This window comes from Bacillus sp. OTU2372, assembly GCF_038440275.1.
GTDB classification, from domain to species: domain Bacteria; phylum Bacillota; class Bacilli; order Bacillales; family Cytobacillaceae; genus Neobacillus; species Neobacillus bataviensis_B.
Genome location: NZ_JASATK010000008.1, coordinates 148,485 through 171,185 on the forward strand (window position 1 = coordinate 148,485; position 22,701 = coordinate 171,185).

Consider the following 22,701-nt stretch of genomic DNA (forward strand, 5'->3'; position numbering starts at 1 on the left):
AATATGATGTTAGGGAAGAGGTGATTGGATGACGGTACATGTCGTTGGTACTGGTGAAAATCTGTGGTCTATTTCCCAAAGGTATAATGTGTCAATGAAAACCATCGTTAGTGTAAACGGGTTACCATCTACCCCAGCCCTTGTTCCCGGACTGGCTCTTTATATTCCGGACAATAGTCAGCCAATAAGGGCCTATCAAATAAAAGCTGGGGATTACCTATGGCAATTAGCCCAACAATTTAACACGAGTCCTTCCTTGATCAGTACGGCGAATCCAGGAATAGATATGAAACAACTTAAAATCGGCCAGGTGATTAACATTCCCTCCCCAAGCAAATTATCCATTCGTACTGTTGGGTTTTATGTTCCCTCAGGAACTAACCTTTCCATATTAGATTCACTATCCAATCAATTAACCTATTTAGCGATCGTGAACTATGCCTTTACCAGTGAGGGTTTCGCCTTCGCCCAGATAGATGATTCTGCCATCATTACTAAATGCAGACAACTAAATATTACACCATTATTAATGATCCGAAACTATACCACTAGTGGGTTCAGTGCTGAGTTAGCAGGAGTGGTTCTGGGAAACGCAACCTATCGACAGAATTTAGTTACAAGCATCGTTAATCTCACGACTAGTAGAGGTTTTGGAGGAATAAGTCTTGACCTTGAATTTATTCCTCCGGCAAGACGAGATGATTTTACTATGCTTTTATTAGAACTAAAGAAACAATTAGGAGATTTACTATTAAATGTTAACGTCCACGCCAAAGCAGCCGATTTACCGACCAATCGGATTGTGGGGGCTTATGATTATGGGGCAATAGGAACTGTTGCTGATCTTATGGCGGTCATGACAATCGATTATGGCTACCCGGGTGGCCCGCCTGATCCAATCTCACCCTACGAATGGGTAGAACAAGTGATTAAGTATGCACTTACTCAAGTTCATCCCCAAAAACTGTTAATGGCAATGGCATTATATGGCTATGACAAGGTGGTCACTACAAATGCAGCTCAAGGAATGTCTGTGCTGGCTGCCCAAAATCAAGCCATCTCTGTTGGAGAGCCTATTCAATTTGATCCTACAGCGAGATCTCCCTTGTATCGTTATTGGGCCGGGACGGTAGAGCATGTGGTTTGGTTCGAAGACATTCGAAGTTATATTGAAAAATATAAACTGATTGATATTCACAAGTTAGTTGGAACTACTTTTTGGCAAATCAGTTTACCGGCACCCCAGAATTGGGTATTTTTAAATAGGGATATAACAATTATTAAAAACAGGGGAAAATAACTTCTAATTACAGTGGAGCTAAGAGGATTTTGGATAAAAGGGGGGAGAATCAATGAAACATGAAGCTGTTAGAGAAGACAAGAGAAGGACTTCTATGCAGACTTTAGTAGAGCTATGGCTGGTATCAACAAAATTGGGATTAACCTCTTTTGGCGGGCCGATCGCTCATTTAGGTTATTTTCACGAGGAGTATGTTAGACGTAGAAAGTGGATGGATGAAAAAAGTTATGCTGATTTAGTGGCTCTATGTCAGTTTTTACCCGGTCCTGCTAGTTCCCAAGTGGGAATTGGAGTTGGTGTGATGCGTGCGGGTGTTTTAGGTGGCATTATCTCCTTTCTTGGATTTACGTTACCATCTGTATTAGCTCTGATTATCTTTGCGTTGATCTTGCAAGGAATAGACATTAAGAATTCTGGCTGGATTCACGGTTTAAAAGTTGTAGCTGTTGCAGTTGTGGCGCAGGCTATTTTAGGCATGGCCCAAAAGTTGACGCCCGATTTAAAAAGAAAAGCGCTTGCTTTATTCGCATTGATTGCCACGTTATTATGGCAAACCTCATACACTCAGGTAGTGGTCATCTTGATTGCAGCCATTTTTGGTTTTCTTATCTACTCTAAGAACAATGGAAATATAGATTCTAAAAATCAATTTCCTATATCGCGTAGGTTTGGCGTTATTTGTTTAAGCTTATTTTTTACATTACTGATCCTTCTTCCTCTAGTAAGAGAGGTTACTTCGTGGCATTGGATTGCGGTTTTTGATAGTTTTTATCGGTCTGGTTCCCTTGTTTTTGGCGGGGGACATGTAGTACTGCCATTGCTTGAACGGGAATTTGTACCGAACGGATGGATCAGTAAAGAAGTATTCCTTGCGGGATATGGTGCGGCACAAGCTGTTCCTGGTCCGTTATTCACTTTTGCCGCTTATTTAGGTGCGGTTATGAATGGGGGGATTGGCGGGCTAATTGCTACGCTCGCAATCTTTTTACCGGCATTCCTGCTTATTCTTGGGACCTTGCCTTTTTGGGAGGCTCTACGGCGTAATCAAAAAATTAATGGAGCGTTAATGGGCGTAAATGCAGCAGTGGTAGGGATCTTAATTTCTGCCTTTTATCAGCCAATCTGGACTAGTTCCATTATAGAACCAATGGATTTTGCTTTTGCCGCAGTTCTATTTAGTATGTTAGTTTATTGGAAGCTGCCACCTTGGGTCATCGTTGTTACTGGTGCAGCGGGTGGTTCGCTACTAACGTTTCTTTCATAAGGATTGTAAAAATCGTGGCCGATTTAACATAGATGCATGCACCATCCACCTTTCCATATATTGAAACCAAACAAGTTAGTTTACGTATGTATAAAACCGGCTATTTATAAAGATAAAAGGTGGCTATGTATAAATGGAAACTAGAGAACAATTATTGGACGAGCTATCTGTAATAGAAAAATGGGAAAAAAACCAAAGTGACTTGTGGTTTTGGGAGCGGCTGGGCCGACTGCCATTTAAGCTTCTGGATAAATTAACTCCTCAATTCATTCATAACAAAGTTGGCAGCTTACTTGAAGAAATCGGTTCTTATATACAAACTGGCGGCAGTTATTTAATTAAAAAAGAGACTATTTTTGAAAAAATAGAAAAAGAGATTGGGAAGCCAATCAACGATGTATCGGATATTAAAGAAATCCCTATTACGACAATGCATAAGTTAAGCATTGAGCTTACTGAGCAGAGGAAAAAGTTTGCTGCCATCCAAGGAGCCAGCACTGGAATCGGCGGAATTTTTACGCTTGCGATCGATATCCCGGCTTTAATGGCTATTTCTTTAAAAACATTACAGGAAATTGCGCTTATTCATGGTTATGATCCAGGCGAGCAAAGTGAGCGAGTTTTCATTGTGAAATGCCTGCAATTTTCATCTGCTGATATTGTCGGGAAACGGGCGATTTTGAATGAGCTTTCCCAGTATGGTCGACCAGAGAGCAGATCGGGTGAAATGGTTTCACAGCTGCAAGGCTGGCGTGAGGTTGTCTATACATACCGTGATCAGTTTGGCTGGAAGAAGCTTTTTCAAATGGTCCCGGTGGCCGGGATGATTTTCGGGGCATTTACCAACAGGTCAATGATTAATGACCTTGCTGAAACAGGGGAGATGCTTTACCGAAAAAGAAGGGTTTTGGAGAGGCTGGAGCAAGAGATGAAGGACCTGCGAGATTAGACAGGTCCTCTTTTTTTAAGAATTGTGCTATCCGCAAGTAAGCGGTCGCCATCAGCAAGCAAAAACGGGTTATCCGCTAGTAAACGGGTGCTATCCACGAGTGGAAGTGAGTTATCCACCCAATACACTATCTATGTCTTTTTAAAAGCGGTCGATTCTGCAAATACAACGCCATATCCTGGCTGCTTCCTTTGACGATATCTTCGACAATAATCTTCGCCAGCAGCTGACTGTAGACAGTGCCGTTATCACCAAAAGCAAATAGAAAATAGCTGTTTGGATATTCATCATAAACACCGATAATCGGCAGGCCGTCAACAGTGCCTCCATAGAAAGCAGCCAAATAGAATTCCGGCTGCACCCGGATATCAGGAAACTGCTTATTAAACTCCTCAATCAATTTATCCTTCTTGTGCATCAACTTACTATCCCGGTCATCAGGGTAAGTTGCATTATCATCAAGACCGCCGATGATGATACGATTGTCCGCTGTAGTACGCATAAATAGATAAGGACGGGCCGTCTCCCAAAGGAGTGTGCGGTTATACCATGTTGAAAAATCATCGACTGGATTTGTGGTAACCGTATAGGTACTTACAAAAGAAGCCTTTTTCTCTTTTTTAATATCGATTCCCTCATAGCCGGCAGTGAAAATAACATGGCGCGCTTTAATCGAGTGTCCCGTCTTCGTTGAAATGACCATCCGTTTCTGTTCCACATCGTAATGGTGACCATTCATTTCCGTATTTTCGTAAATACGAACGCCTTTTTTTGCGGCATAATCAATCAATGCATGAGTAAACTTGAAAGGATTCAGTTCGCCATCGTTGTATGAATAAATCGCTGCTTCTCGGCTAAAAGGATATTTACTTTCAATGTCGTCCTTTGTCCAAAAATCCAGCTCGCAGTTATGCTCCTTTAAAAAGTCATATTCTTTTTTTAGTTTCTCCACATCTTCTTTGCAGCTAGCAGAGTAAAGTGTATCCCTTCGGGTGAATTCACTATCGATTTCGGCAGCTTTTGAAGCGGCTTCCATTTCGTTGATCGCTTCTTTTAATAATTGTAAGTGGCGAGCGATGTATTCTTGCCCGAATGTATGAATGAGGTCAGTAAACATTTTTTCACCGGAATATTGAATCAGTGCCGTATTTGTACTGGTACTGCCGCTGCCGATTTTCCCTTTTTCGATGGCAATAACATTTAAACCGGTATCCGCTAGGTAATAGGCACACTGGGCAGCAGAGCTTCCACCGCCGATAATACACACATCACAAGTTAGATTCTCCGCTAAAGATGGATAGGATGGGGCGTCGGGAAAAGTCATTGGCCAATAATACGTTCCAGATTGTAAGTTCATTCATTTTCCTCCTACTTTTTACACGGATACTGTTACTATTTCCATTCAGGTGATTAGCATGCAGGAGATTGTTCAAGAAATGCAAAGGGACGGTTCTTCTGCTTCCGAAGCAGAAGAACCGTCCCCACGCTTTTAATAAATAACAACCGGCTCGTATGTGCTGAGGTTGTTATAGACTGTTTTCATCACACTAGATGGTGTGTTAACACAGCCGCCAGAACCTGCATTTAGGTAGGCTTTGCTTGACCAGTTTGACCGCCAGCTGGCATCGTGGAAACCTTGACCGCTGTTTGTAAATGGCGCCCAATAATTGACTTTCACTTCATATGACCCGCTGCCAACATGGCTGCCTCTGAGTGTGGCTGGTGTTCTCTTGTAGAGGATATACCACACGCCTTTATCGGTATCTTCACCCGTACTGTGTTTACCGGTCACGACACTCGTTGTGACGACTAATTTTCCATGTTTGTAAATCCATATACGCTGCTCGGCAATTGAAACTTCCGCATAGGTATCGCCAATACCATTGTTCGCGGTCGTTTCATAACCGTAGCCTTCCCCGCTCCAGCCATGTCCGACAGTACTAGAAGCAGAAATGGACGTTGTTCCTTTTTCAAAAGCCGCCTGGACCTGTGCAGTTTCTTTGTCCACATCTAATGCCCAGCCATAGCCTTGTCCTTTAACCGAAATCACTGAACCTGAATGGGTCTTAAATGTGAAGTTTTTATTTAACGTAGACTGAGAATCATTAATTTCAGTAATCTTGTTTTTAATATCATCTGTATCAATAGTAACTTTTAAATCTTTAGACACAGAAGCACTTTTGATTAATTCGCTGGCTTTTAATGAATAAACTTGATTCTGTACTTTATATTCAACGGTTTTCTGAAGGAGTTCTTGCAGCTTTTCTTCTTCTTTTTTTACAACCTCACTGTCTTCTTTGACGGGAAGTATAAACACAGGATCCAGACGGATTTCACTTGTAAATCCTTGCTTCTCGAAGGCCTTTACTAGACCAGCGACATCATATTGCTCCCCGTCAATGCTCTTTGAAACGACAATTTTACCTTGTTCCAAATGAGCTTGTGCATCTTGTGGCACTTTTAAACTCTTATTCATAGAGATTAGCTTTTCTTCCAATTGTTTTTTCAATTCTTGGCTGTGATACGTATCTGGTTGAGTAGGCATAAGTGAATAATTTTTTGCCTTTGATGAAGGGAAAAACGTCTGCTGGCTTTTTGCTATTTTTTTAACACCTGACAGGTCTTGATCCGTAAATCCCATCTTCGTATCTGATCCATCTAAAATTTGTTGTTGGCCGACATAGACTTCGTTTTTTAATACAGTTGTTTTTAATTTATTAAGTGCCTCATCTGCGGTTAGTCCACTGACATCAATGCCATTAATCTTGATGTTTGTATTAAAGTGGTTTGCCTGATAATAACTGATTCCGCCAAATGCGAGTGCAATGATAACGATGATGCCTGGTGTGATAAACTTCCGGTTTTTATACCATTTAGATGGCTTTACCCGTTGTTCACCCATTTCCACTGATTCATTTACCGCATTTTCCATAAAAAAATTCCCCCTCAACCCGGTGACCAAGCAATTAACGTCAACCGCCTGTACTTTTCACTTTTCCTTCAAACATTACAATTATATTACAACATTCTCAAAATAAACTTAAATTATTACAACTATTCTACTAAATTTTTTTTTTTGAATTTGTCGTAATTTGTAACTGTGTGAAATATTTAATAAAGTTGTGATAGTAGGAAATTATAGTTGAATCCAATAATAAGCCGTGGTATAGTAATACAGTCCAATAAATGACCGAAATACCAAAATGGTCAATTAACAGGAGATGGTTATGGCTGAATACGTAAAAGTGACTTGTATTTTATGAAAGGAAATTTTTTTTATAAAAAAATGACCGATTGGGGAATTTGGTCACTAAGAATTTAATAGAATAATAATGAGGTGAATCACATGAAAGCTTTCACATCGGTGAAAAGTGAGTTTCTGAAAATCCTTCGCACGCGTAAATTGCTAATCGCTATTATCGGTGTGATGACAATTCCGGTGCTTTACAGCGGAACTTATTTATGGGCCTTTTGGGATCCATATGCCCATTTAGACCGAATGCCTGTGGCGATTGTGAATAACGACCAAGGGGCTGTCTACAATGGCGAGAAGTTAACGATTGGTAAGGATTTAGTGGAGAATTTAAAGGAGAAAAAAAGCTTTAACTGGAATTTTGTTAATGCCAGTAAGGCAAAAAAAGGCTTAGAAAATCAAGATTATTATTTAGAGATCGAAATTCCGAAAAATTTTTCAAAAAATGCCACCACGTTACAAAGTGATCATCCTGAAAAACTAAATCTCATCTATACCGTTAATGAAGGGAATAACTATTTATCATCGAAAATCGGCGATTCGGCGATTGAAAAAATAAAAGAAGAAGTCTCCAGCTCTGTCACGAAAACCTATGCAGAGTCGATGTTTGACAGTTTAAAAGATGTTGCTGAAGGATTGAACAAGGCAAGTAACGGTGCCGGGGAGCTTCATAATGGAATTACCGAGGCCAAAGACGGTGCCGGAAACCTAGCGGATGGAATCAATACTGCCGGCAGCGGTGCGGCAAAATTAGCGGATGGTGCAAAATCCGTAGATTCCGGTACCAAAACCATTAAGGAGAATCTTGAAGTTTTAGCAAAAAAATCGGTTGACTTTTCAGAAGGGGTTGTATCGGCTTCTTCTGGCTCCAAAGAGCTTCAAAGCGGATTAGAGCAATTTAACACCGGCCTTACCCAAATGAAAGAGGCCAACACAAAGCTATTAACAGGTGCGACTCAAAGTGAATCCGGCACTAAGCAATTATCGGATGGCTTAGCTTCAGCCGCAGCTAATTTACCTAGTCTGCAAAATGGTTCACAGCGGCTTGCGGACGGTGCTTCCCAGCTCTCTGATTCCCTAGATCGATGGAAGACAGGAGCAGACCAAACAAAGGCTGGAGCCGATTCCGTAAGCCAAGGACTGGAGCAGCTGCTTGGTCAAGTAAGCAGCATGGCGGATAGTTCGACTGATCCAGCCGAAAAGGCAAAATTGACGGCCCTAAAGGACAGCCTGGCGCAATTATCACAAGGCACCCAGCAGGTCGCTTCAGGTGTGGGTAATTTGTCAAGCAGTGCTGGCCAAATCAAACAAGGAGCAGGTTCTTTATCTGCTGGCGCGGGTCAGCTAAATCAAGGTCAAGAGAAATTGGCAGATGGTATCAACCAATTATCAAGTGGAGCAAAACAGGTATTAAACGGTCAAGGACAGTTAAAACAAGGGCTTGCACAGTTCGGCTCCAAGCTTGATGAAGCCCAAACAGGATTCGGTCAAATTGTGAATGGCTCAAACAGCCTGACATCTGGTCTAGGCCAATTAGCATCGGGCTCCACTTTATTACAAGATGGGACGAATAAGCTTGCACAAGGCGCGAATCAATTAGCGTCTGGTACCACATCGCTTTATAATGGTGAAAAGGACTTGAATAACGGGATGACCAAGCTTGCGGATGGATCATCGGATTTAACCAGCGGTATGGCGAAACTGGCGGATGGCTCGAAGGAATTGAGCGATCAGTTAGATAGCGGAGCTAAAGATGCCAGTGATGTTAAAGCCAATAACAATGTGTTTGATATGTTTGCTAAACCAGTTAGTCTTAAAAGTACGAAGATGAATCATGTTCCCAACTACGGCAGCGGCTTAGCTCCTTATTTCTTGTCACTTAGCTTATTTGTCGGCGCTCTTATGCTGTCTGTTATTTTCCCAATGTTTCAACCAGCTTCAGAACCGAAGAGCGGATTTAGTTGGTTTTTAGGAAAAGCAGGGGTTATTTTGGCGGTTGGTATTGGCCAGGCGTTGTTAGTGGACGCGGTCATGCTTCTAGGCCTCGGGCTTGAAGTGAAGAGTGTTCCTTCTTTTATTCTGTTAAGTATTATTACCAGCTGGACCTTCTTGGCGATCATTCAATTCCTTGTGACGGTGCTTGATAATCCGGGACGTTTCTTAGCTGTAATTATCTTGATTCTGCAATTAACAGGCAGTGCGGGAACGTATCCGATTGAACTAGGACCAACATTCCTGCAGCATATTAGTCATTTCTTGCCAATGACCTATACGATTTCTGGTTTCAGGGCGGTTATTTCAACGGGAGACTTTGGATTTATGTGGGGGAATATCGGATATCTTGCCGTCTTCTTTGTTCTATTCCTAGCGGCAACCTTGAGTTTCTTTATCGTGAAATTTAAACGCCAGCCAGAAGTGCGGGTATAATAATATAATGATGAAAAATGGCAGCTTGAATACAGGCTGCTATTTTTTAATTAAGGCTTACCTTCGACTTTTTTTGACACCTTTTGGACAAGCGTTGATACCATATCTTTTTCCATTCATAGACTGATAGAGCAAAAGAATGGAGGGATATTGATTGTTTGGGTATTCAATGGTTCAAATGGTACGATCACATGCACATAAATTGGATCATTCATTACGTGAAAGTATCTTAAACCTCTATAAACCCTTCAAATGGACACCATGCTTTTTGCATACTTTTTTTGAAGGGTCTATAAAAAAGAGAAAAAAATTATCTGTTATTATTGAGTTCGAAGAGGGTTGCTTTGAAGACGGGTGCCAAGCATTAAATGAAATATCGAAGCGCCATAAGAAAAATGGGGTGAGACATCATTTTCACCGGATTTCCTGCAGCAGTGCCGACCTTACGCCTAATGGATTAGAAGAGCTTCTCGCAAATTGTAACCATATAAAGAGAATCTATTTAAATAGTGAAGTGAAGGCTTTTTTAAACGTAGCTGTACCATCAGCGAATGCTAAAGGAATCGTAAGAAACGGAAAAGAATTAACTGGCAGCGGGGTTAAGATTGCCATCGTCGATACAGGGATTTATCCACATCCTGATTTATCTGGCAGAATTACAGATTTTGTGGATTTTATTAATAACAGGTCCTCTCCATATGATGATAACGGTCATGGGACGCACTGTGCGGGAGATGCCGCTTCAGCGTCTTTAAGGTATACGGGGCCTGCTCCAAAAGCAAATCTAGTTGGGGTTAAAGTTCTGGACAGATCAGGTTCAGGTTCTCTTGAAACGATTATGCGCGGGGTCGAATGGTGTATTCAATACAATGAACAAAACCATACTAATAAGATCGATATTATTAGTATGTCGTTAGGAAGTACTCCCCGCACTTATCGGTTAGAGAATCAAGATCCAGTGGTTAAAATCGTGGAAAGTGCTTGGCAATCCGGAATCGTCGTATGTGTCGCAGCTGGAAATGAAGGTCCGGATCGGAGTACTATCGCAAGCCCAGGTATAAGTGACCAAGTGATTACGGTGGGAGCATTCGATGACAAGGACACGTTGCAAAGAACAGATGATGATGTCGCTAGTTTTTCCAGCCGGGGGCCAACGATTTATAATGTGAAAAAGCCGGACATTTTAGCACCTGGGGTTGATATTGTTTCATTAAGGTCACCTAACTCCTATTTGGACAGGGCTCAAAAGAGCAGCCGGGTAGGAAGTAATTACTTTACTTTATCGGGAACTTCTATGGCGACACCGATTTGTGCTGGTATTGTTGCTTTGATAAAAGAAAGTAATCCTCAATTAAGCCCTGATGAAATCAAAAACTTACTAACGTCCGGTACCGTTTTGTGGAAGGACAGGGACTATAATGTATATGGTGCAGGGTATATTGACGCTAATAACTCGATTCCTTAATCATGTTAGAGAGGGAGGGTGTTCTAGTAGAACGCCCTTTTATCTTTTCTACTCTCAACTTGTTTATAAGTTTCGCCTAGTACATATGTGATAAAATGATATAAAGAGAAATGGAAAAGGGGGGAGACCGTGATTTCTTTTTTAAAACAAAAAGCAGTTCATCTATTCCCAGGCTATTTTGCGCTGGTAATGGCCACGGGGGCCCTCTCCATAGGCACTTATCTGCTTGGAATGGATCTGATTGCTAAGATTTTACTATATTTTAATGTGGCCGCTTATATTAGTTTATGGGTCCTAACGCTTACTCGGTTATTTTGCTATTTTCCTAGAATGGCTGCCGATCTGATGAGCCATACCGTTGGCCCTGGCTTTTTTACGTTAGTCGCTGGAACCAGTATGTTTGGCTGCCAGCTTATTATTATTACTGATTTATATATGGTTGCCATGTATTTATGGGGGCTGGCGATTCTTTTATGGCTTGTGATTATGTATACTTTTTTTTCGGCGGTTACGATTCGCAAGGATAAACCGGCACTTGCTGAAGGGATTAACGGGGCTTGGTTGATTGTTGCAGTCGCAACGCACTCGATCTCCATTCTTGGTACATTGCTTGTGTCCCATGTGGAGCGTGGGCATGATGTGGTCTTATTCTTTACGCTATGCATGTATTTCCTTGGCTGTATGTTGTATCTTAATATCATTACGTTGATTTTTTACCGCTTTACCTTTTTAAAGCTTGATCATTCAGCCCTGACACCTCCCTACTGGATTAATATGGGGGCGGTTGCGATTACCACTTTGGCAGGTTCTTCACTTATTTTGAATGCCAAGTATTGGCCGTTGCTGGTTGAAATTACTCCCTTTTTAAAAGGGTTCACGTTGTTTTTCTGGATAATGGGTACCTGGTGGATTCCACTGATGTTTATTCTGATGATCTGGCGTCATCTTTATCATCGTTATCCATTATCATTATGATCCTCAGTTTTGGGGGAATGGCATTCCCGCTGGCGATGTATACGACGAGCACCTATCAGTTGTCTAAGGCACTGGGGGTTCCATTTTTAACGGTGATTCCTAAGTTTATGGTGTATATTGCACTTGCTGCCTGGATATTTGTGTTTTTGGGCATGATACACCACTTGTTTTTTCATCGTATTCATTACTCTAAGTCAGTGGAGGAGAGAAGCTTGTAGAGCGGTGTTTCTACGAGCTTTTTTTCAATCTTTTGTTCTCCATTCAGTAGGATCGGATCATTCTAAATTACTTAAGATACGGTGAACCCTATCATATTTAAATGAGGCTTTTCTGAAAAAAGTAACAGCACCTTCCAATTTTAATTTGGAGGTGCTGTTTTGTTATTGGAATACGTATTGATGATCATATCTAGGCTTCTTTATTCATTTCCGTTTCTCTCAACATTCTTTTCACCCTCACAAAAGAGACAAAATCGATTAATTCATCGGCTGACAAAAGTTCCCCATCTATTGAAAGTCTGTGAGAGCGGCTTTTTATAAGATTTGTAATCTCTATAAAATCGTCCTTTTCTGCTCCTAATAAATAATCAACCGTTGTATCAAATAAACGTGCAATTTGTAATAAGGAGTGGAGGGAGGGTTCACGGTATCCTGATTCGTAACCGGCATAAGTGCTTTTTGCTATCCCTAGTTTGTCGGCAGTTTCTTGTAGGGACCATTTTCGCTCTTTTCTTAATACAGATAAACGTTCCAGCATGCTCTCGAGGCCTCCAGCTTTTTAATATTGGATTTATTATACCATTGAAAATTGGCGAATACTAGAAAAATATACGCGAAACGAGAACAATATATTGATTTTTCATAATTTAGTTATATAATAGCTAATATAAATACGCGTTACGCGTAAATGTTGACCATCCTTTTTCAATGGAGATGTTGCTTGTGAAGAAGATTTTATTGCTTGCTACCGGTGGAACGATTGCCTCAGTGGAGAGGAATGAAGGGCTGGTTCCAGAATTATCTGTTGAAGAATTGTTGAACTTTTTACCAGAAACATCAAGTGACGTACATGTTGACGGTAGAATCTTAATGAATATTGATAGTACCAATTTGCAGCCAGAGCAATGGATAAAGATCGCTGAGGCCGTCTATACCCATTATCATGATTATGACGGATTTGTCATTACACATGGAACAGATACGTTAGCGTATACATCCTCAGCCCTTTCTTATATGCTTCAGGGTCTGGAAAAACCGGTTGTGCTGACCGGATCGCAGGTTCCAATCAGCTTCAAAAAAACCGATGCGAAGAAAAATGTTTCCGATGCCCTTCGGTTTGCTTGTGAGGATATTGGCGGAGTATTTGTCCTATTTGATGGCCGAGTCATTCTCGGAACGAGAGCAGTCAAAATGAGAACAAAAAGTTATGATGCATTTGAAAGTATTAACCATCCGTATGTAGCTTACGTAAATAGAAATGAAATTAACTACAAATGGAAACCGGTTCGTGCCTCCAAAAAGTTTTCTTTAAATACTAGCTTATGTACCGATGTATTTCTGATGAAATTATATCCTGGTATGAAGCCTGAGACTTTTGATTGTCTAAAAGATTTATATAAAGGAATAATCATTGAAAGCTTTGGAAACGGCGGCTTGCCTTTTGAAGGAAGGAACTTGCTTTCAAAAATCCAAGAGCTTACGGAAAAGGGAATTGCGATCGTTATCACAACGCAATGCCTGGAAGAAGGGGAAGACCTGCTTCTATATGAAGTGGGCCGCAAGGTAGCTCAGCATCAAGTTATTTTATCTGGGGATATGAATACAGAAGCAATCGTTCCCAAATTAATGTGGGCTTTGGGACAAACTGATTCTCTGGAAAAGGTTAAGAGAATCATTGAAACGCCATTGGCAGAAGACTTAACCGTCAGATCAGATAAAGAATAAGATACCGGAACCACTTACTAGTTTGCTTTAATAGAGGAGTTCGAAAAATAGGTCTATTATGAGGGCGATGTAGAATTCTGTCGTTATAAGGACACGTGACGAGATACATCCATAAATGGAGTGGGTACGCTAATGAAGGTTTTACAAAAAACACAAACGATCGTTCGTTATCAGAATGATAAAGGTAAAGTACTTTACGGAATTGTTGAGGGTGATGAGATTTTACAATTGTCCAGTAATTTTACTGAAATTGCAAACAATGAGCTAAAATATGATGGTATAAAACTTAAATATAGTGATGTCAAAGTTTTAGAGCCTGTAGCACCCTCAAAGGTGATTAATTTTGGCTGGACATATGCTGAACATGCAAGGGAGACTGGGGGAAAGGCTAACCTCAAAGAACCATTTATGTTTTTAAAACCAGCCTCTTCCTTGATTCCAAATGAAGAGGATATCATTCTTCCGTCAATTGATTTAACCAAGCAGGTAGAAATGGAGGGGGAAGTAGCCCTTATCATTGGGAAACGTGGTAAAAATATAAAAGAAGAAGAGGCATTGGATTATGTTTTTGGCTGTACGATCTTTAATGATGTAACGGCAAGAGACCTTACAAAAACGGATCCCCAGTTTACACGCGGCAAAGGTTTTGACACTTTTGGACCGTTGGGGCCGTGGGTTGTGACTGGCCTCGATCCAACTAATTTACGAATCGTTACAACTTTAAACGGAAAAATCGTACAAGATGGTAATACGAATCAGATGTCACTCTCCATTCCTTTTCTTATCAGTTGGGTTTCACAGATTATGACACTTGAGCCTGGTGATGTTTTGGCTACTGGTTCACCATCTGGCAGTTGTCCAATGAAGGCGGGCGATGTCGTAACTGTGGAAGTAGAGAATATCGGTAAACTATGTAATTATGTATTGTAGCAGATATAAGGGCCTAATTAGCCTCTAAGAAGCACGGGAACCGTCCCCGTGCTTCTTACTTTGATTGGAAATAGTTGATGAATTCATAAAACTAAAACAAATTGGAAACCTCTTTACAAAATAGGTTACTACTAATATAGTAATCACATGGATTAAAAAGATCTTTTCCAGTGGTAAAAAATGAAACTTTTACAAAAATGAAAGCGCTGGCGTAAAGAAACGAATCAATGTAAAGATAAACCCGCCTTAATTGCACTGGTTGAAATTACCATTAACTCCAAAAAAGAAAGGGTTTACAACTTTAGTAACAAAGGAGTAAAATGAAGTTGTTAGTTAGACGTCTGACATCCTACTTTCGTATGCAGGTACTAGGTTTCGATAAAAATAGTAGTTGATATTTATATAAAAAGAGGTGCGCTCCAATGAGAATGGTTGATTTAATTGAGAAAAAACGTGATGGTTACGAATTAACCAAAGTAGAAATTGAATTCTTGATAAACGGGTTTACAAAAGGAGATATTCCTGATTATCAAATGTCAGCTTTTGCAATGGCTGTGTTTTTTCAGGGAATGACAAAAGAGGAACGCGTTTACTTAACGGAGGCGATGGTTCAATCCGGTGATCAAATCGACCTCTCAGGCATTGTAGGGATAAAAGTAGATAAGCACAGTACCGGTGGAGTTGGCGACACAACAACCCTTGTGCTGGCACCGCTTGTTGCTTCTGTCGGTGTTCCAGTTGCAAAAATGTCAGGAAGAGGCTTAGGCCATACTGGAGGTACCATTGACAAATTGGAATCCATTAAAGGATTTCATGTGGAAATTTCAAATGAAGAATTCACCCAATTAGTGAATCAAAATAAAGTAGCTGTCATTGGTCAGAGCGGGAATTTAACACCTGCCGATAAAAAGTTGTATGCACTTAGGGATGTAACCGCAACGGTTAACTCCATCTCGCTGATTGCCAGTTCCATTATGAGTAAGAAAATTGCTGCAGGCGCTGATGCGATTGTTCTGGATGTCAAAACAGGCAGCGGAGCATTCATGAAAAATCTTGAAGATGCGAAAGAATTAGCTCAGTCGATGGTGGAGATCGGCAATGGCGTCGGGCGGAAAACAAAGGCGATTATTTCCGATATGAGCCAGCCGCTCGGCTTTGCAGTCGGCAATGCTCTTGAAGTAAAAGAAGCGATTGACACGCTTAAAGGACAAGGACCAGAAGATTTGCAAGAACTCTGTTTAACCCTTGGAAGCCATATGGTTGTATTGGCCGAAAAAGCTGTTGATTTCAACCAGGCTCGTGAAATGTTAAAAGAATCCATTCAGAGCGGCCTGGCATTACAAACCTTTAAAACCTTCCTTGCAGCACAAGGAGGAGATGCATCGGTTGTGGATGATCCTGCTAAACTTCCGACTGCTGCCTATATGGTTGAAGTTCCGGCAAAAACTTCTGGTTATGTGGCCGAAATTACGGCGGAAACGATTGGAACCGCTGCTATGATGTTAGGAGCAGGACGGGCCACAAAAGAATCCGTCATCGATTTGGCAGTAGGCGTTGTCCTTCATAAGAAGGTAGGGGATCATGTCGAGGAAGGAGAGTCCTTGGTTACAATCCATAGCAACAAAGAAAATGTTCAGGAAGTAATCGAAAAAATTTACTCGGCTTATAAAGTTACAGATAAAAAAGTAGCCGCACCTACACTCATCTATACAGAAATTCAATAATCGGCAAAGTAAGAGAAGAATGGCAAAAAATATAGTAAAGATCGTAAATTCAGAAACATCATCATCTGCATGCTAGAAAATATCTAAAGGCTGGTTTCAACGCCAGCCTGGATACTAAAAACATATTTGAAAGGATGACGAAACGATGGACATGCAAACATTACTCGATCAAGCAATCGAAGCCAGGAAAAAAGCGTATACGCCCTATTCAAATTTTCAAGTTGGCGCAGCAGTTTTGACAAAAGATCATCATGTCTTTCAAGGATGCAATATTGAAAACGCCTCCTATGGATTGGCCAATTGCGCTGAAAGAACGGCTATTTTTAAAGCGGTTTCTGAAGGGGAAAAGGGGTTAGATACAATCGTTGTTGTTGCTGATACGGAGGGCCCTGTTTCACCTTGTGGTGCCTGTCGTCAAGTAATGGCCGAATTCTGTGATAAAAACACAAAAATTATTTTAGCTAATTTAAACGGCGAAAAGATGGAGACCACCATTGATGAATTGCTGCCCGGCTTTTTTTCTTCTAAAGATTTAACAAAATAATTTATTGTTTGTGATGTAAACGAATACAACCGACTTTTGGAGGACTGAAAATGAAATACATCATTGCGATTATCGGACTGCTTGTTGTTTTCGGACTGGCATACCTGGCAAGTAATAATCGGAAAAACATCAAAATAAAACCGATTATTCTTATGGTCATTATTCAAGTCATATTATCAGCATTATTATTAAATACCACGTTAGGCCTGGATTTAATCAAAGTATTTGCCGGGGTTTTTAGTAAATTATTAGAATATGCAGGTGCCGGAATCTCATTTGTTTTCGGGGGAATTGCCAATAAAGGAGAGATGCCATTCTTCCTGAATGTATTGCTGCCAATCGTGTTTATTTCCGTGCTAATTGGAATCTTTCAGTATTTGAAAATCCTGCCGTTTATTATGAAAGCGATTGGGTTATTACTCAGCAAAGTGAACGGCATGGGGAAATTGGAATCCTATAACGCGGTTGCTTCGGCCATGATTGGTCAATCCGAAGTGTTTATTACGGTGAAAAAGCAGCTTGGTCTCTTGCCTGCCCATCGTTTATATACTCTTTGTGCATCAGCGATGTCTACCGTTTCAATGTCAATTGTCGGTGCCTATATGACCATGGTTGAACCAAGATACGTGGTCACGGCACTTGTTCTGAATTTATTTGGCGGATTTATCATCACTTCTATTATTAACCCTTATACGGTAAATCCTAACGAGGATATTCTTGATATCCAGGAAACAGAAAAGCAGAGCTTTTTTGAAATGTTAGGCGAATACATTATCGATGGTTTTAAAGTAGCAGTGATTGTCGGTGCGATGCTAATTGGATTTGTTGCCTTAATGGCTGCCATTAATAATATTTTTGATTTAATTTTTCATATTACATTCCAGGAGATATTGGGATATATCTTTTCGCCGATTGCGTTTATCATGGGAATTCCATTTTCAGAGGCTGTCCAAGCAGGCGGTATAATGGCCGAAAAGCTTGTAACGAATGAGTTTGTAGCTATGATGGACCTGGCGAAAATAGGGAAATCTTTCAGCCCCCGCACTTTAGGAATTATTTCTGTTTTCCTTGTTTCATTTGCCAATTTTTCATCGATCGGGATTATTGCTGGAGCAGTAAAAAGTCTTAATGAGAAAAAGGGTAACGTTGTCGCCAAATTTGGCTTAAAGCTTTTATACGGCGCCACTCTGGTCAGTGTGTTATCCGCTGTGGTTGTAAGTATTGTTTTATAATCTGTTGAAAAAGCATTTTTTCATCCAGTAAGGATGGAAAACTGCTTTTTCCTTTTTGAAGGAGGGGAATGTTGTGAAAAATTTTTTTCACAACAAAGCATATGAGTTTCGTCGGATTATTTCTTTCTGGTGCCGTTTTATTTCTTAATAGTTTGATGTTAACCGGAAAAGCAGAAGCAAAAAGTGTTGGGGTTTTTAATCTGTTTGTAGGAGTCATACAACTGATTATACCGTTTTATTTAATGATGGTATCTGGTCAACATCATTGGGAGTTATATAACTACGCATCTATCTTTTTATTTGGTTTAACTTATTTATATGTTGGGGTGACCGCATTAACAGGACTTGATGGCAGAGGGCTCGGCTGGTTTTGTTTATGGGTGGCGGTCATAGCGGTTGTCTATACGTTGACAGCCGTGATCCACTTCCATGATGCTGTCAGTGCGATTACATGGGGAATGTGGGCTTTTCTTTGGTTGTTATTCTTTTTATCCAATTCACTGCAAATGAAGATTGACCATTATCTTGGGCGGGTTGCATTTATTCAATCCTGGGTTACCTTAACGATCCCGTCTTTATTGTATTTTTTAGGAATTTGGAACACACCTGTTGTCAAAGAAATATGGCTGATTGTTTTAATCGTGTCCATCGTTTATTTTTGTATTAGCTTATTTCAATTCCGTTTGCCCATACAGAAAAGCAATGAAAGAATGAAAGAGACGGATTTGAGGAGGATTTAAAGTGGAAGGCAAATATCGGCAACCGTAGCTGACAATTTTAATGTTAATATGCCGGTGTACGGTACAAGCTTTTTAAAAAATTTGAAAGCAAAAACCGCTAATTTGGAGGTGTGAAGCATGAAAACGATCTTGATTACAGGGGCAGGTACAGGGCTTGGTAAAGAACTTGCCCTCGCATATGCCCAGGAAGGAAATCGGATCATTCTTGTGGGAAGAACACAATCTCATCTGGATGAAGTAAGACAAATGATAGGTAAGACAAACGGAAGTGCTATGTCAGCGACCTGTGATATTACAGACTCTAATAGGGTTGAACAATTGCTTTTCAATTTGAATAAAACAGAAAAAATTGATCAAGTGATTAATAATGCAGGTATCGGTTACTTTGGTCCACTGCAAGAAATCTCAGTGGATAAAATCAGTCACATGATCGATACGAATGTAAAGGGAACGATTTATATAACAAAAGCAATATTGCCGACCTTCTTGGAACGGAATGCCGGAAAAATTATGAACATTATTTCAACAGCTGGATTACGCGGGAAAGTTCATGAAACAGCCTATTGTGCAAGTAAGTTTGCCATTCGAGGGTTCACCGAATCCTTAGTGAAAGAGTTAGAGAGTACTTCGATTTCTGTTTCCGGTGTCTATATGGGGGGGATGGATACTCCTTTTTGGGATGAAAATAATTTTGTGACTGACCGTTCAAGATTAAAATCTGCAAAAGAAGTGGCATGGGAAATTTTAGAAAGGGAAACTGAAACCGAGTTGATTATTGATTGATTGTTTTATCCTTAACGGTATCCCTTGCTAACCACTTAACTGCTATCTTAAGTAAATCCAAATAAAAAGTACTGCCTTTAAAAGTTAATTTCTACTCCAAAGGGCTCTCAATTAAGAAAACCTCAATTAAATATGTAACGGTGAACCGTACCATAAGTAAATGAGGTTTTTTAAAAAAGTACAGCACCTTCCCTTAATTGTTGGAGAGGTGCTGTTTTGATGTTTATATGGTCAGATCAACATCGCCTCCGGTACTAAACAATAGGCGTAATTCTCTTTTGCCGAAACGTAAAGCACGGCACATGTCGGATGCGGCAAAGCTCCAAAGAATTCCCTTGTCCCTTTTAATGTATGCTTGGAAGAAGACGAGCCATCTTGTAGCGACTATAATTTTTTCCATTTGTGAAGCCCCTGATTATGATTAATTACATCGTAAAAAATGTGATGACTGATAGAAGAACGGATGTAATCGACATGACCAAAAGTGGTCTTAACGCCTTCGTACGTAGATCTCTGAGACTAACATTCAAACCTAATCCAATCATGGCCATCGTCAGAATAAAAGAAGTGGAGTAGGATACTCCATTCATGATACTAGCTGGAATGGTAATCGCATGACCAAGTACGTAGCTTCCGAATAAGCTCATGATAATAAATCCTATAAGAAACCATGGGAATTCAACTTTTGTATCGGGATTAGGTTCGTGTTTTCCTTTACGTTTCATCCAGTACATAAGAATAAAGCTAAGTGGAACAAGTAAGAAGACCCGGCCTAGTTTCGCTAACAAAGCGATTGCAAGGGCATCTGGACCTGCAGGTGCCGCGGCGAGAGCTACATGTGCAATTTCGTGTAAGCTTACACCTGACCAAACACCGTATTGCAGAACAGTTAAAGGAATAAATGGTTTAATAATGGTATAGGCAATGGCGAAAATGGTCCCAACCAAAGCAATGATGCCTGCACCAATTGCGGTATCTTCATCTTTCGCTTTTAAAATAGGTGAAACGGCAGCAATTGCGGCTGCACCGCAGACTCCTGTTCCAATTCCAAGTAATAAGGATAATGAAGCCTCCGCTTTGAATAATTTTGCTAGGAATATGGTAAGAAATATTGAAAAAACGATGGATCCAACATCTCTAACAAGTAATCCTAACCCTTGGTGAAAAACAACATCAATATTAAGTCTTAATCCAAAAAGAATAATTGCAAGCCTTAAAAGCCTCTTGGCGGAAAATTGTATACCTGTACGAAATTTCTCTGGGTATCCCCAAATTTGTCTATAAATAACAGCAATTATGATGGCACAAGCAAGTTGCCCAACATGATCTAGTCCAGGTACTTTGGATAATCCAAAACCGACCAATGTAATAATAAAAGTAAAGCCAATGCCCCAAAGCCAATGTACTCTTGAAAAGGACCCCCGCTGTTTGGTTAAATTCTGCTGTTTGACTAAAGTGTTTGTCATATTCAAAACCCCCTTTAATCGATGTGTCTTTATCATATTCTCCTTTCGATTATAAGTAAAATAAGTTATTGTAATAATTACAATAAGTAAATGGTTATTATAAATTCTATTTAAATAGGTCTTCAGTTAAATTTAAAGGAGGAGATGAAATGGACCAAACATTACATGTTTTTATTACGGTTGCGGAACAACAAAATTTCACACGCGCTGCTGAAATACTTCATATGACACAACCGGCGGTCAGTAATTATATACAGAACTTAGAGCGGTCAATGGATACAAAATTATTAGAAAGGACCAATAAGTTTGTCAGGCTTAATAAAGCTGGAGAGATCGTTTATCACCATGCAAAGAATATATTAGGTCTCTATACCCGGATGGAAAACCTTTTGGATGATCTAAAACATACTGCAAGCGGTACCCTGTCTATTGGCTCTAGCTATACCTATGGGGAATACATTCTTCCATACAAAATTGCCGCCTTACTTAAGTCTTATCCGCAACTAAATCCAAATATCACGATCAGGAATTCGAATGAAATTATTGAATTAGTTATGCAGCATCAAATCGACGTAGGGATAATAGAAGGAGAAATAAAGAGCGAGAAAATTCAGATTACGCCATTTGCATGTGATCATTTATCGATCACTTCAGCATCAAACCATCACTTATTAAACAGACACCAAATAAGCTCTTTTGATTTGAGCCTGGAGACTTGGCTCATTCGTGAGGAAGGTTCAGGGACGAGGGAAATGCAGGAAAAGGGCTTTCAACGATTAGGTTTTTACCCCAAAAAAATTATGACCTTTGGGAGTACACAAGTGATCAAGGAATCAATTGAAGCTGGTTTAGGAATTTCTTTACTTTCACATTCGGTTATAACAAATGAATTAGAGCTAGGAAAGTTAAAGTTACTAGATATCAATGGTTTTCCAATCACAAGAAATTTTTCAGTAGTAACTCCAAAGGTTAAATTTCAAACAAAAGCAACCCAAGTTTTTTTGGAATTATTAGTTGGAAATTGACATTAGAGTTAGGAGTCGATTTGGATTGCCAATCAAGTTTAATTGTCAATAGTAAGCATGTTTTATTATTAAATGGAAAAAATACCACCATAACAAAGAATATCCAAAGTTTGGTGGGATTATGAAACATGAAACTATTTGACATGATACATGATGTATTTGAGCCCTTTATGGATGGGGAGAAAAGACCATTGAATGTGATGGAGGTTTCGAACCTTTGGTTTTTTCTTTTAGGTACGGAGACCACTATGCGTAATGAAGAAATTGGTTACAATATAGCTCTTGATCAAGAACTGAAACAAATTTTAAAGGATATAAGAGAAACTGTGCATGTCCCAATTCGAGACGAGTTGATCGAGTTTCTAAAGATAGAAGGGATCCCATTACCGAAAACTACGACGGAAAAACCACTTGGGGATTTTCAGAATATACCGGAAGGCGCAAAGCTAAATGACGAAGAACTAGCTAACCTCATGTCCTATAATCTGGCGATGGGAGTCAATTATGCCGCCAAAGGCCTAACTGAATCGATACGGGCAGATGTAGGGTTACTCTTTTCAAAAATTATCATGAAGAAGACGATGGCGGGGTTAACCGTAAAAGAGTACTTAGACCGGCATGAGTGGCTTCGTGTTCCGCCCTATTACAAAGGTTAATTTTAAGGGAACAGATTAATTATGT

21 protein-coding genes are annotated in these 22,701 nt (G+C 40.1%); 16 read left to right on the forward strand and 5 right to left on the reverse strand.

Going from position 1 to position 22,701, the window contains the following annotated elements; all coding sequences use genetic code 11:
• Positions 1-28: 28 nt before the first annotated feature.
• The 3 genes from AAHB15_RS15130 (at position 29) to AAHB15_RS15140 (ending at position 3,513) form a co-directional block, all read left to right on the forward strand.
• The gene (locus AAHB15_RS15130) at positions 29-1,300 is read left to right on the forward strand and encodes a LysM peptidoglycan-binding domain-containing protein (protein ID WP_342042729.1); all 1,272 of its coding nucleotides are present in this window, start codon (positions 29-31) and stop codon (positions 1,298-1,300) included.
• A gap of 52 nt (positions 1,301-1,352) precedes the next feature.
• Positions 1,353-2,564: a chromate transporter gene (locus tag AAHB15_RS15135; protein ID WP_335575261.1), complete on the forward strand. Its 1,212-nt coding sequence runs from the start codon at positions 1,353-1,355 to the stop codon at positions 2,562-2,564.
• 133 nt (positions 2,565-2,697) lie between these two features.
• Positions 2,698-3,513: an EcsC family protein gene (locus tag AAHB15_RS15140; protein WP_342042730.1), complete on the forward strand. Its 816-nt coding sequence runs from the start codon at positions 2,698-2,700 to the stop codon at positions 3,511-3,513.
• A 127-nt stretch (positions 3,514-3,640) separates the two neighbouring features.
• On the opposite strand, the gene AAHB15_RS15145 is transcribed toward AAHB15_RS15140, so the two are convergent.
• Together AAHB15_RS15145 and AAHB15_RS15150 are read right to left on the reverse strand one after the other, a co-directional pair.
• Positions 3,641-4,870, reverse strand: coding sequence for an NAD(P)/FAD-dependent oxidoreductase (locus tag AAHB15_RS15145; RefSeq protein WP_335575263.1), 1,230 nt, complete (start codon positions 4,868-4,870; stop codon positions 3,641-3,643).
• Between the two features lie 132 nt (positions 4,871-5,002).
• A complete protein-coding gene (locus AAHB15_RS15150; protein WP_342042731.1) occupies positions 5,003-6,445 on the reverse strand; it encodes a L,D-transpeptidase family protein in 1,443 nt (480 codons plus the stop codon).
• Between the two features lie 414 nt (positions 6,446-6,859).
• Here AAHB15_RS15150 and AAHB15_RS15155 point away from each other — a divergent pair, with 414 nt between their 5' ends.
• From AAHB15_RS15155 to AAHB15_RS15170, 4 genes are all read left to right on the forward strand, one after another.
• The gene (locus tag AAHB15_RS15155; protein WP_335575265.1) at positions 6,860-9,193 is read left to right on the forward strand and encodes a YhgE/Pip domain-containing protein; all 2,334 of its coding nucleotides are present in this window, start codon (positions 6,860-6,862) and stop codon (positions 9,191-9,193) included.
• Positions 9,194-9,347: 154 nt separating this feature from the next.
• The gene (locus tag AAHB15_RS15160) at positions 9,348-10,658 is read left to right on the forward strand and encodes a S8 family peptidase (protein WP_335575266.1); all 1,311 of its coding nucleotides are present in this window, start codon (positions 9,348-9,350) and stop codon (positions 10,656-10,658) included.
• Between the two features lie 129 nt (positions 10,659-10,787).
• A complete protein-coding gene (locus AAHB15_RS15165; RefSeq protein ID WP_342042732.1) occupies positions 10,788-11,633 on the forward strand; it encodes a tellurite resistance/C4-dicarboxylate transporter family protein in 846 nt (281 codons plus the stop codon).
• Between the two features lie 35 nt (positions 11,634-11,668).
• On the forward strand, positions 11,669-11,851 hold the full coding sequence (locus AAHB15_RS15170) for a hypothetical protein (protein ID WP_342042755.1): 183 nt from the start codon (positions 11,669-11,671) through the stop codon (positions 11,849-11,851).
• 190 nt (positions 11,852-12,041) lie between these two features.
• On the opposite strand, the gene AAHB15_RS15175 is transcribed toward AAHB15_RS15170, so the two are convergent.
• Entirely contained in the window at positions 12,042-12,389 is a 348-nt protein-coding gene (locus AAHB15_RS15175) for a helix-turn-helix domain-containing protein (RefSeq protein WP_335575268.1), read from the reverse strand.
• 185 nt (positions 12,390-12,574) lie between these two features.
• On the opposite strand from AAHB15_RS15175, the gene AAHB15_RS15180 reads away from it, so the two are divergent.
• From AAHB15_RS15180 to AAHB15_RS15210, 7 genes are all read left to right on the forward strand, one after another.
• Positions 12,575-13,576 (forward strand): asparaginase, encoded by a 1,002-nt coding sequence (locus AAHB15_RS15180; RefSeq protein WP_335575269.1) that lies wholly within the window; start codon positions 12,575-12,577, stop codon positions 13,574-13,576.
• A 132-nt stretch (positions 13,577-13,708) separates the two neighbouring features.
• Complete coding sequence (locus AAHB15_RS15185; protein WP_335575270.1) at positions 13,709-14,506, forward strand: fumarylacetoacetate hydrolase family protein; 798 nt, start codon at positions 13,709-13,711, stop codon at positions 14,504-14,506.
• 422 nt (positions 14,507-14,928) lie between these two features.
• The gene (locus AAHB15_RS15190; protein ID WP_342042733.1) at positions 14,929-16,230 is read left to right on the forward strand and encodes a pyrimidine-nucleoside phosphorylase; all 1,302 of its coding nucleotides are present in this window, start codon (positions 14,929-14,931) and stop codon (positions 16,228-16,230) included.
• 145 nt (positions 16,231-16,375) lie between these two features.
• Complete coding sequence (locus AAHB15_RS15195) at positions 16,376-16,774, forward strand: cytidine deaminase (RefSeq protein WP_335575272.1); 399 nt, start codon at positions 16,376-16,378, stop codon at positions 16,772-16,774.
• 50 nt (positions 16,775-16,824) lie between these two features.
• Complete coding sequence (locus AAHB15_RS15200) at positions 16,825-18,006, forward strand: NupC/NupG family nucleoside CNT transporter (RefSeq protein ID WP_335575273.1); 1,182 nt, start codon at positions 16,825-16,827, stop codon at positions 18,004-18,006.
• Between the two features lie 101 nt (positions 18,007-18,107).
• Complete coding sequence (locus AAHB15_RS15205; RefSeq protein WP_335575274.1) at positions 18,108-18,746, forward strand: AmiS/UreI family transporter; 639 nt, start codon at positions 18,108-18,110, stop codon at positions 18,744-18,746.
• A 117-nt stretch (positions 18,747-18,863) separates the two neighbouring features.
• Positions 18,864-19,529, forward strand: coding sequence for an SDR family NAD(P)-dependent oxidoreductase (locus AAHB15_RS15210; RefSeq protein ID WP_335575275.1), 666 nt, complete (start codon positions 18,864-18,866; stop codon positions 19,527-19,529).
• A gap of 223 nt (positions 19,530-19,752) precedes the next feature.
• On the opposite strand, the gene AAHB15_RS15215 is transcribed toward AAHB15_RS15210, so the two are convergent.
• Positions 19,753-19,929 carry a hypothetical protein gene (locus tag AAHB15_RS15215; RefSeq protein WP_342042734.1) on the reverse strand — a complete coding sequence of 59 codons (177 nt, stop codon included), beginning with the start codon at positions 19,927-19,929 and terminating at the stop codon, positions 19,753-19,755.
• A gap of 25 nt (positions 19,930-19,954) precedes the next feature.
• The gene (locus AAHB15_RS15220) at positions 19,955-20,995 is read right to left on the reverse strand and encodes a YeiH family protein (protein WP_335575277.1); all 1,041 of its coding nucleotides are present in this window, start codon (positions 20,993-20,995) and stop codon (positions 19,955-19,957) included.
• A 149-nt stretch (positions 20,996-21,144) separates the two neighbouring features.
• On the opposite strand from AAHB15_RS15220, the gene AAHB15_RS15225 reads away from it, so the two are divergent.
• Both AAHB15_RS15225 and AAHB15_RS15230 read left to right on the forward strand, forming a co-directional pair.
• Complete coding sequence (locus tag AAHB15_RS15225) at positions 21,145-22,020, forward strand: LysR family transcriptional regulator (protein WP_335575278.1); 876 nt, start codon at positions 21,145-21,147, stop codon at positions 22,018-22,020.
• Positions 22,021-22,148: 128 nt separating this feature from the next.
• On the forward strand, positions 22,149-22,676 hold the full coding sequence (locus AAHB15_RS15230; RefSeq protein WP_335575279.1) for a DUF3231 family protein: 528 nt from the start codon (positions 22,149-22,151) through the stop codon (positions 22,674-22,676).
• Positions 22,677-22,701 lie beyond the last annotated feature (25 nt).